8 protein-coding genes are annotated in these 10154 nt (G+C 71.0%); 3 read left to right on the top strand and 5 right to left on the bottom strand.

Annotated features, from left to right (window positions below; genetic code table 11):
* The first annotated feature begins 279 nt into the window (after positions 1–279).
* On the top strand, positions 280–588 hold the full coding sequence (locus HY68_RS15850; protein WP_041989232.1) for a hypothetical protein: 309 nt from the start codon (positions 280–282) through the stop codon (positions 586–588).
* 164 nt (positions 589–752) lie between these two features.
* On the opposite strand, the gene HY68_RS15845 is transcribed toward HY68_RS15850, so the two are convergent.
* Positions 753–2246 (bottom strand): DUF445 domain-containing protein, encoded by a 1494-nt coding sequence (locus HY68_RS15845; protein ID WP_078863630.1) that lies wholly within the window; start codon positions 2244–2246, stop codon positions 753–755.
* Between the two features lie 158 nt (positions 2247–2404).
* On the opposite strand from HY68_RS15845, the gene HY68_RS15840 reads away from it, so the two are divergent.
* Positions 2405–3745, top strand: a complete 1341-nt coding sequence (locus HY68_RS15840) for an SGNH/GDSL hydrolase family protein (RefSeq protein ID WP_041989229.1) — start codon at positions 2405–2407, stop codon at positions 3743–3745.
* Between the two features lie 153 nt (positions 3746–3898).
* Here HY68_RS15840 and HY68_RS15835 read toward each other — a convergent pair whose 3' ends face one another.
* From HY68_RS15835 to HY68_RS15820, 4 genes are read right to left on the bottom strand one after another with little or no spacing between them, the layout of a single operon-like run.
* Positions 3899–4606, bottom strand: a complete 708-nt coding sequence (locus tag HY68_RS15835; RefSeq protein WP_041989227.1) for a DUF1707 domain-containing protein — start codon at positions 4604–4606, stop codon at positions 3899–3901.
* Between the two features lie 31 nt (positions 4607–4637).
* Positions 4638–5612 carry an ATP-binding cassette domain-containing protein gene (locus tag HY68_RS15830; protein ID WP_041989225.1) on the bottom strand — a complete coding sequence of 325 codons (975 nt, stop codon included), beginning with the start codon at positions 5610–5612 and terminating at the stop codon, positions 4638–4640.
* Between the two features lie 36 nt (positions 5613–5648).
* Positions 5649–6485 (bottom strand): ABC transporter permease, encoded by an 837-nt coding sequence (locus tag HY68_RS15825; protein ID WP_041996192.1) that lies wholly within the window; start codon positions 6483–6485, stop codon positions 5649–5651.
* 58 nt (positions 6486–6543) lie between these two features.
* Positions 6544–7344 (bottom strand): ABC-2 family transporter protein, encoded by an 801-nt coding sequence (locus HY68_RS15820; protein WP_041989224.1) that lies wholly within the window; start codon positions 7342–7344, stop codon positions 6544–6546.
* A gap of 342 nt (positions 7345–7686) precedes the next feature.
* Between HY68_RS15820 and HY68_RS15815 the strand changes: the two genes are divergently transcribed.
* On the top strand, positions 7687–10137 hold the full coding sequence (locus HY68_RS15815) for a transglycosylase domain-containing protein (RefSeq protein WP_041989221.1): 2451 nt from the start codon (positions 7687–7689) through the stop codon (positions 10135–10137).
* Positions 10138–10154 lie beyond the last annotated feature (17 nt).

Genomic DNA, 10154 nt, shown 5'->3' with positions numbered 1-10154 from the left:
CTCGCGCAGCGGCGGGCGGCGGTGCTCGGGCTCAGCCCGGTGGCCCGCAACTGGCGGGTGGTGGCCAGCCGTAATTGGCTACGGGCCAGACGATTGACGGCCGCGTCCGCGGCAGTGGTTCTTGGCATGCCGGTTCCGTGCCCGGCCGTCATGGATGGGTAACCAACCATCACTCACCGTTACGTTCTTTTGCGTCCCCCGTTGCGTTCCGCGCCTTCCGCTCCTCGTTACGCTCGACAGCGACCAAGAACAGACAGCCAGACAAGGGTGGGAAGCAACATGGCCAAGATTCCGGCCGCAGCCGTCGCGGCAGGCGGACTCGTCGGCGGCTACGCCGTCGCACGCTGGACGAAGAAGCGCCCCCTCGGCGGCGTGGCGCTGCTCGCCGCCGGCGCCGTCGCTGCGACGCAGTGGCAGCAGGCCGCGGGAACGAAGGCGACCATCGCCCTGAGCAGCGCGTACGTCGCCGCCTTCGCCGGGTCGCACCCGCTCGCGAAGAAGCTCGGCGCCTGGCCCGCGGTCTTCGCCTCCGCCGGCACGGTCGCCGCCGCCTCCTGGGCCGTCACCCGGCGCGCGCAGAATTCCTGACCGCCGCTGAACGCCCACGGGGTCCGCTCCGTACCTAAGAGCAACTCCCCCATGGTGATCGGGCGCGTGAGCGGATCAAGAGGATCCGCTCACGCGCCCGGTGCTTTCACGCCCGGTGCTTTCACGCCCGGTGCTTTCACGCCCGGTGCTCTCACCCGCGACTCTCACGCACCCAGCGCCTGCGTGACCGAGTAGATGACCAGCCCCGCCAGCGCACCGACCACCGTGCCGTTGATCCGGATGAACTGCAGGTCACGACCGATGTGCGCCTCGATCTTCTTCGACGTGTCGTCCGCGTCCCAGCTCGCGACCGTGTCCGAGATCAGCGACGTGATCTCCGAGCGGTACGTGGAGACGACATACGCGGCGGCGTCCTCGATCCAGCCCTCCAGCTTCCCCTGGAGCCTGCTGTCCGTCGCCAGCCGCGCGCCCAGCGAGAGCAGCGAGGCGCGCGCCCGCAGGCGCAGTTCGCTGTGGTCGTCGTCCGCCGCCGAGATGATCATGGCGCGTACGGAGGACCAGGCCGAGGCGATGACGTCCTGCACCTCGGGCCGCGACAGCAGATCCGACTTCAGCCGCTCGACGCGCTCCTTCGTCTCGGCGTCCGACTGCAGGTCCGCCGCGAAGTCCACCAGGAAGCGGTCGATGGCGCCGCGCGCCGGGTGGGCGGGCATGTCGCGCATCTCGGTGAGGAAGCGCAGCAGCTCCTTGTAGACGCGGTCGCCGATCTTGCGGTCCACGAACCGCGGCGTCCAGCCGGGCGCGCCGCCCTGCACCGCGTCCATCACCGAGTCGCCGTGCATGACCAGCCAGTCGTGCGCGCGGGAGCAGATCAGGTCGACGGCGCGGTGGTGCGCCCCGTCCGCCACGACCTTGTCGAGGGTCTTGCCGATGCCGGGCGCGACCTCGGCCGCGTTCGCCCTGCGGGTGATCGCCTCGCCGACGACGGCCTGGACGTCGGAGTCGCGCAGCACGGTCAGGGCGCCGCGCAGCGCCGTGGAGAGCTCGGCGGTGACCCGGTCGGCGTGGTCGGGCTCCGCGAGCCAGGCGCCGAGCCTGCCGCCGATGCCGAGGGCGCGCAGCCGGGCCCGTACGACGTCGGCGGAGAGGAAATTCTCCCCGACGAACGCGCCGAGCGACGTCCCGAGCTGGTCTTTCTTGTTCGGGATGATCGCGGTATGCGGGATGCGCACGCCCAAGGGGTAGCGGAAGAGCGCCGTCACGGCGAACCAGTCGGCCAGCGCGCCGACCATGCCCGCCTCGGCGGCCGCCGCGACGTAGCCGGGCCAGCCGCCCACGCCCGAGTTCTTCGCCCAGGTCGCGAGTACGTAGACCACGGCGACCAGCAGCAACAGGCCGGTGGCGGTGGTCTTCATCCGGCGCACACCGCGCCGCTTCTCCTCGTCCGCCGCCGTGTACGAGAACGCCGGCAGCGGCGACCGCCCCCCGGGCCCCGACCCTCCTGAACCGGGCCCCGACCGTCCTGAGCCGGGCCCCGAGCCACCGGACCCTGACCCTCCGGACCCCGGCCCCACCGACCCCGGCCCCGCGGAATTCGGCGCGCCGGGAACCTCCGGGGCCTCCGCGGCCTCTTCCCCTGTGCCCGCGTCCGCCGAGGCGCCGTCTCTTGACGCCTCGACCGGATTCGTACGTTCCATGCGCTCCACCCGTCCGCGTACGCATTCGTTCCTCAGACCTGCCCGTAAGACCTGCCCGTACGCATTGTCCCTCTTGAGGTACTCCCGGGGCGCACGACGAGTTCCCTCGTCATGTCGGATGATTGTCAGAGCAGTGAAGAGTGAGGGGAGCCGGGGGTATGACCAGAAGACACGGATATGCCCTGTTCGGGTCGCTCGTCGGGGTAGTGACCCTGGTGTGCGCCGCCATATTCGCCGGGTTCACCTTCCTCGGCCCCTCGCCCCTGCGCGCCACCGACCAGTCGAAGAACCCCGGCGAGACCCATAACCGGCTGAGCAGGGCGGCGCCCGCGGCGTCCGGCGCCTGGGTCGGCTCCTGGGCGGCGGCGCCCGCGGGGGCCGAGCCGGGGCTGCCGAACGGGCTTCCCGGCCGCTCCATCCGCAACGTGGTGCACACCAGCATCGGCGGCACCGGCGCCCGGATCACCTTCTCCAACCGTTTCGGCTCCGCGCCCCTCATGATCGGCCACGCCTCCGTGGCGCAGCAGTCGCAGCGGTCCGACCCCGGCAGCCGCAGCGGCGGCGCCCAGGCCCTCACCGGCACCATGCGGCGGCTGACCTTCGGCCGCCACGCGGTCGTGACGGTCGCCCCCGGCCGGCAGATCGTCAGCGACCCGGTGCGGCTGCGCGTCCCTGACGACAGCGACCTGCTGGTGACGCTGTACACACCGGTCGCGGGTGGCTCCGTCACCTACCACGCGCACGCCCAGCAGACCTCGTACCTCGCGACCGGCGACCGTACGGAGGACGCCGGCGGCGCCGCGTACACCCGGCCGACCACGCACTGGCGCTACGTCACCGGCGTCGACGTCCTGAACCAGCGCGCGCGGGGCGCCGTCGTCGCCTTCGGCGACTCGATCACCGACGGCCAGGGCTCGGCGCAGGGCCGCAACCACCGCTGGCCCGACGTGCTCGCCGACCGGCTGCGCGAGAGCCGCTACGGCGTGCTCAACGAAGGCATCGGCGGCAACCAGCTGCTGAACGACGGACTCGCCAGGGGCGCGGGACAGAGCGGCCTCGCCCGCTTCGACGGCGACGTGCTCGACCGGGCCGGCGTCAGGACCGTCGTCATCGACCTCGGCATCAACGACATCCTGCGCGGGCAGCAGCGCGACCCGTCCAGGATCACCGCGGGTCTCCGCGCGCTCACCCGGCGCGCACACGCCCACGGGCTGCGCGTGGTGGGCTCGACGCTGACCCCGATGGGCGGCCACATCGGTTTCGACGCCGGCCAGAGGGCCGTACGGGACCAGGTGAACGCCGCGATCCGGGCCGGCGGGATCTTCGACTCCGTCGTCGACTTCGACAAGGCGCTGCGCGACCCGTACGCCCCCGACCGGCTCGCGCCCCGCTACGACTCGGGCGACGGGCTGCACCCCAACGACGCGGGGTACGAGGCGATGGCGCACACCGTCGACCTGGCGCAGCTCACGGGCAAGGCGGCGGCCACGCAGCTCTGACGGCGGTTACGACGGACAGAGCACCGGCCACGGACCACGTACCGGCCACAGGCCCGCGCACCGGTCACCGTCCACGTACCGGCCACAGGCCCGTGCCGACCACAGGCCCGCGCACCGGCCACGGGCCACCTACCAGCCACAGGCCCGCACCGGCTACAGCTCCTTGCGGGGCGACCTCTTCTTCTCCAGCCGGTCACGCTCCCGCTGCTCCTTGAGCCGCCGCTTGTCCGCCTGCCGCAATTTGCGGTCCACCCCGACCCCGCCCATCAGCGCGAACCCGGTCACGATCACCTTCGGCGAACCGGGGCTGATGCCACCCTCGGCGCTGCTCCCCGACTCACCGAAGCCGCCCATGAAGCCCCAGCCGGTGACCTCGACGTCCATGTCCGGCGGTACGACGACACCGACACCGCCCATGAGGGCGAAGCAGCGGATCACGGTCACCCGGTCCTCGAACCGGGCCTCGCGCAGATCGATCTCGCCGCCGCCCATGAACACGGCCGCGGTGAACTTACGGCCCACGGTCCAGCCGCCCTTGCGGCCGAAGCCGCCCCAGAACGCGAACGCCCCGCCGGAGGTGGCCTTTCCCTGCCCGACCAGACCCGCCCAGCGGTCGCCGCCCTCGTGCGGGGCCGCGTCCCCGCCCGGCCTGCGGGCCAGGTCCGTCGTCGTCCCCGGCGCGGGCAGGTCGCGCACCAGCGGCGTCAACTCACCGTGTGTGCGGGCCTGGTAGGCCGCACCGAGGCGTTCGTCGAACTCCTCCATGTCGAGCCGGCCCTCGGCCACGGCCTCGCGCAAGCGCTCGGCGACCTGTTCCCGCTCGGCATCAGAAGCGCGCGTCTCGCCCCGTTCATCGGTCATGTCAGCAGACTAGTAGCCGACGAGGCGCACGTCACACAGCCGATCGGTCCGCGTACATCTTGGCGATCACGGCCTCGATGTCCGGCTCCCGCACCGACAGGTCGACCAGCGGGTACGCGGCCGCCACCCGCGCCACGAGCGGCGCAGCCGACTGCGTCGCTGGGAACGCCAGCCACTGCCGCGGCCCGTCCACCCGTACGACCCGGGCCCCCGCCGCCTCGATCGGCGGCAGCTCGCGCTCCAGGTCCACCACCAACGTCCGCTCGCTCTCGCCGACTTCGTGCAGCCCGGCCAGCGAACCGTCGTACAGCAGCCGGCCGTGGTCGATGACCATCACCCGCTTGCAGAGCATCTCGATGTCCGTCAGGTCGTGTGTCGTGAGCAGCACCGTCGTGCCGCGCTCGGCGTTCAACTCCCGCAGGAACTCCCGCACCTTGGCCTTGGAGATCACATCGAGCCCGATCGTCGGCTCGTCCAGGTACAGCACCTCAGGATCGTGCAGCAGGGCCGCCGCGATGTCGCCGCGCATCCGCTGGCCCAGGGAGAGCTGTCGTACCGGTACGTCCAACAGGTCGGCCAGGTCGAGCAGTTCGACACAGCGCTCCAGATTGGCCCGGAACCGCGCGTCCGGGACGCGGTACATCCGGTGCATCAGCCGGTACGAGTCGATCAGCGGCAGGTCCCACCAGAGCGTCGTCCGCTGGCCGAAGACCACACCGATGCGGTGCGCGAGCCTCGTACGCTCCCGGGACGGATCGATGCCGGCGACCCGCAGCCGGCCCGCGCTCGGGGTCAGAATGCCGGTGAGCATCTTGATCGTGGTCGACTTGCCGGCCCCGTTCGGGCCGATGTAGCCGACCATCTCGCCGCGCGGCACCTGGAAGCTGATGCCGTCGACCGCCCGCACCTCGTGCTTCTCGCGGCGCAGCCGGCCGACCTTGCGCCGGACGTCGAAGACCTTCTCGATCCCGTCGAGTTCGATGAATTCCGCACCGCTCGTACCCATGCCCACTCCTCCTCGCCGTCGCCGTTCGATCCGTCTTCAGCTGCCGGTGCTGCGGTACGCCCGCAGCCCCGCCCGCCACAGCACACCGGCCAGCGCGCAGCACACCACCGCCACCACCGGGGGCAGGAACGCCACGAACTCCGGCAGCCCCAACGGGTCCTGCCTGTCGAGCACATACAGCGCCGGCAGCCAGTTGACGAAGGCCAGCGGCACCAGGAACGTCACCCCGCGCACCAGGTCCTTCGCGAACAGTCCCGGCGGGTACTGGAGCAGCGTCGTCCCGCCGTACGTGAAGGCGTTCTGCACCTGCGAGGCGTCCTGCGCCCAGAACTGGAAGGCCGCGCCGGCGACGAACACCGCACCGAAGATCACCGCGCCGCACACCACCATCATCGGCACCATCAGCACCCGCAGCGGCGTCCAGTCGACGTCCAGCACGGCGAGCGAGTAGCCCAGCACCAGCGCGCCCTGGAGCACCCGGCCGAACCGCCGCAGGGCGAACCGGTCGGCCGCCATCTGCGCGAGCACCGGCACCGGGCGCAGCAGCAGTGTGTCGAGCGTGCCGTCCCGCACCCGCGACCCGAGCCGGTCCATCGAGCCCACCGTCAGGTCGGTGAGACCGAACGCGACCGTCGACGTGCCGTAGAGGAAGGCCACCTCCTGCAGCGAGTAACCGCCCAGCGTGTCCACGTGGTTGAACATCAGCAGGATCGTCACGAAGTCGAAGGCCGTCGCGGCGAAGTTGCCGAACGCGGTCATCACGAACGACGCGCGGTACGCCATCGTCGACCGCAGCCACATCCTGACGATCAGCAGGTAGGCGCCGAGGCCGTCCCGCAGCGCGGCCCACCGCGTCGACCGGGGAACCCACACCTCACCGGCGTGCCCCGCCGCCCCCGCGACCCACTCGGTCGTTTCAGCCACTCCGGACTCAGCCACCCTGGACCACCACTCTCCTCGTCGCGACTCCTTGCAGCGCGCGCCCGGCCGCCAGCAGCGCCACCGCCCACCCCGCCTGGAACGCGTACGTCCGGACCAGCTCCCACCCGGTGCGCTTGCCGAGGAAGACATCGGCAGGGATCTGGAGCATCGAGGCCCAGGGCAGGGCGCGCGACACCTCGCCCAGCAGCCCGGGGAAGAGCGTCAGTGGCAGCAGCATCCCGGAGAAGAACATCCCGGCGAGACCGGCGATCTGCGCCGCGCCGGCCCCGTCCAGCAGCCAGAACGCGGACAGCGCGACGAGGTAGCGGATCGCGAAGCTCACCACCACACCGAGGGCCACGGACAGCAGGAACGCCAGCCAGGTCAGCGGGTTCACCGGCAGCGCCAGCTCGAAGGCGAGCGAGCCGAGCACCATCGGTGCCACGCCCCGGCCGATCAGATGGAACGCGGCCCGGCCCAGATCGCCCGCCAGCCACCACAGTTGGAGATCGGCGGGCCGGTAGAGATCGACGGCGATGTTGCCGGTGCGGATCCGCTCGATCAGTTCGTCGGCGAAGCCGCCGCCCATCATCTCGCAGGTCATCAGCAGGGCTTGACCGAGCCAGACGAAGGTGATCGCCTGTGACAGGTCGTATCCGCCGAGTCGCGGCCGTTCGTGCCACAGCGCGATGTAGGTGTAGGTGATGATGAAACCGAAGACGGTGTTCGTGAACACGCCCGCGACCGTGGCCATCCGGTACGTCGCGTAGCGGCGGAACCCGCCCCTGGCCACCAGCCAGTACAGCCGCACGGCGCTTCCTCCCCCGGTCGAGGCCCTTGCGGACAGCGAAAAGCGCCCGTCCAGGCACCAAAGCGCACGAGCCTAGTGCGGCGGAGCCGAGCGGCGCGAGGGATTATCCGCCGGGTCACCCGTACGGTAATGCGGTGCGGCCCGGGGCGGATTCCTGCTCACCCGGGGCTGATTCGTGCTCAGCCGGGGCGGATTCCTGCTCACCCGGAGCTGATTCCTCCCCGCTGCCCGTGTTTCATCGCACTCGGCAGCGTTTCTTCAGGGTGTAACGCGATTCGCCTGATACGACACCGTTACGCCGGAGAGTGAACCGCCGGCGGCGGCCGAGGAGTCTTCCCACATATGAGCGACGAGCCACAGCAACAGGGGTGGGCCCCCCGGGACCCCACCGAGGGCGGGCCGGCGCCGGACCCGTCCGGCAAGGCCGGCAAGAAGGGCAAACGGCCGAAGCGCACCGGCTGGCGCCGGCTCTTCCCGACCTGGCGCATGTGGCTCGGCGGGATCGTCACCCTCGCCGTGATCCTCGTCATCGGCTTCATCGTGGGCTACAAGACCGTCGACATCCCGTCGGCCAACGCCGCAGCCACCGCCCAGTCCAACGTGTACCTCTACCAGGACGGCACCCAGATCGCCCGTGACGGCGAGATCAACCGCGAGAACGTCCAGCTCGCGCAGATCCCCAAGCACGTCCAGCGCGCCGTACTCGCCGCCGAGGACCGGGACTTCTACAACGAACCGGCCGTCGACCCGCAGGGCATGGCACGCGCCGCCTGGAACACCGTGACCGGCAAGGGCACCCAGGGCGGCTCCACCATCACGCAGCAGTACGTGAAGAACTACTACCTCGGCCAGGAACAGACCGTCCTGCGGAAGTTCAAGGAATTCTTCATCTCGATCAAGCTCAACCGCGAGCAGTCGAAGGCGGAGATCCTCCAGGGCTATCTGAACACCAGCTACTTCGGCCGCAACGCCTACGGCATCCAGGCGGCGGCCCAGGCGTACTACGGCAAGGACGTCGAGGACATCAGCACAGCGCAGGGCGCGTATCTCGCGTCACTGCTCAACGCGCCCAGCGAGTACGACGTCGTCGCCCACCCGGAGAACAAGGCCGCGGCGCTCGCCCGCTGGAACTACGTGCTCGACGGCATGGTGAAGGAGAACTGGCTCACCCAGGCCGACCGGACGACGCTGACCTTCCCGATCCCCGGCAAGTTCAAGCCGTCGACGGCCGGACTCTCCGGACAGCGCGGCTACATCGTCCAGGCGGTCAAGGACTACCTCACCACCAACAAGATCATCGACGAGAACACCCTGGCCAGCGGCGGATACCGGATCGTCACCACGCTGGAGCGCAAGAAGCAGGACGCCTTCACCCAGGCCGTCACCGACCAGGTCACCTCGAAACTCGACCCGAAGAAGCGCAAAGCCGACCGCAACGTCCGCGTCGGCGGCGCCTCCGTCGACCCGGCGACCGGCAAGGTCGTCGCCATGTACGGGGGCATCGACTACACCAAGCAGTACGTCAACAACGCCACCCGCCGCGACTTCCAAGTCGGCTCCACCTTCAAGCCGTTCGTCTTCGCCTCGGCCGTGCAGAACCGGTCCGAGACCCAGGACGGCGCCCGCATCACCCCCAACACCCGCTACGACGGCACCAATCAGCGCATGGTGCAGGGCCCGGACGGACCGACCGGCTACGCGCCGTCCAACGAGGACGACGTGTCGTACGGCGACATCACCGTCAGCAAGGCCACCGACAAGTCCGTCAACGCCGTCTACGCGCAGATGGCCGAGGACGTGGGCCCGCGCACGGTCAAGGACACCGCAGTCGCCCTCGGGATCCCGGCGACCACCCCCGACCTGTCGGCCACCCCGTCCATCGCGCTCGGCCCGGCCACGGCAAGCGTCCTCGACATGTCCGAGGCGTACGCGACGCTCGCCAACCACGGCAAGCACGGCACGTACACCCTGGTCACCCGGATCAGCAAGAACGGCAGCGCGCTCAAGCTCCCCGAGCAGAAGACGCGGCAGGCGGTCAGCAGGCAGGCCGCCGACACGACGACGTCGATCCTGCGCAGCGTCGTCGAGAGCTCCGGCGGTACGGGTACGGCGGCGCAGAGCGCCGGGCGGCCCGCCGCCGGCAAGACCGGCACGGCCGAGGACGACAAGGCCGCCTGGTTCGCCGGGTACACCCCGGACCTCGCGACCGTCGTCGCCATCATGGGCGCCGACCCGGAGACCGCCAAGCAGAAGCCGCTGTACGGGGCGCTCGGCCAGGAGCGGATCAACGGCGGCGGCCCGCCCGCCCAGATCTGGGGCCAGTACACGGCCGACGCGCTCAAGGGCACGCCGAAGAGCACGTTCCACCTGAAGCTCCAGAAGGGCGCCCAGGCGACCCAGCCGCCCCCGGACAACGCGTCGGACGAGCCGTCCGACCCCGGGCAGACGCAGTCGCAGGACCCGGGGACCGGAGGCCGGACCGGCGGTGACACCGGCGACCAGACACAGGGCCAGACGGGCGGCGGCGACACCGGAACCCCCACCCAGGGCCAGACAGGGAGCCCCGACGGCGGCCAGACCGGCAGCCCCACCACCGGCGGCACCGACCCGACGGGCGGCGGTACGGCCGACGGCGGTACGGGGGACGGCGGCACCGGAGGCGACGGGGGCGGCGACACCGGCGGCGGGGTCAACGGCGGGAACGGCTCCGGGGGTGACGGGAGCGGCGGCAACGCCAACGAGGGACCGAGCACGGGAGGCGGCACCGGCGGCCTGCCGGGGCTGACCTTCTGACCCGCGCGCGAAGGCGG

Origin of the sequence: Streptomyces sp. AcH 505 (genome assembly GCF_000818175.1) — a bacterium.
Taxonomy (GTDB): domain Bacteria; phylum Actinomycetota; class Actinomycetes; order Streptomycetales; family Streptomycetaceae; genus Streptomyces.
The sequence above is the reverse complement of the archived record's forward strand: the minus strand, read 5'-3'. Positions and strand labels throughout refer to the sequence as shown.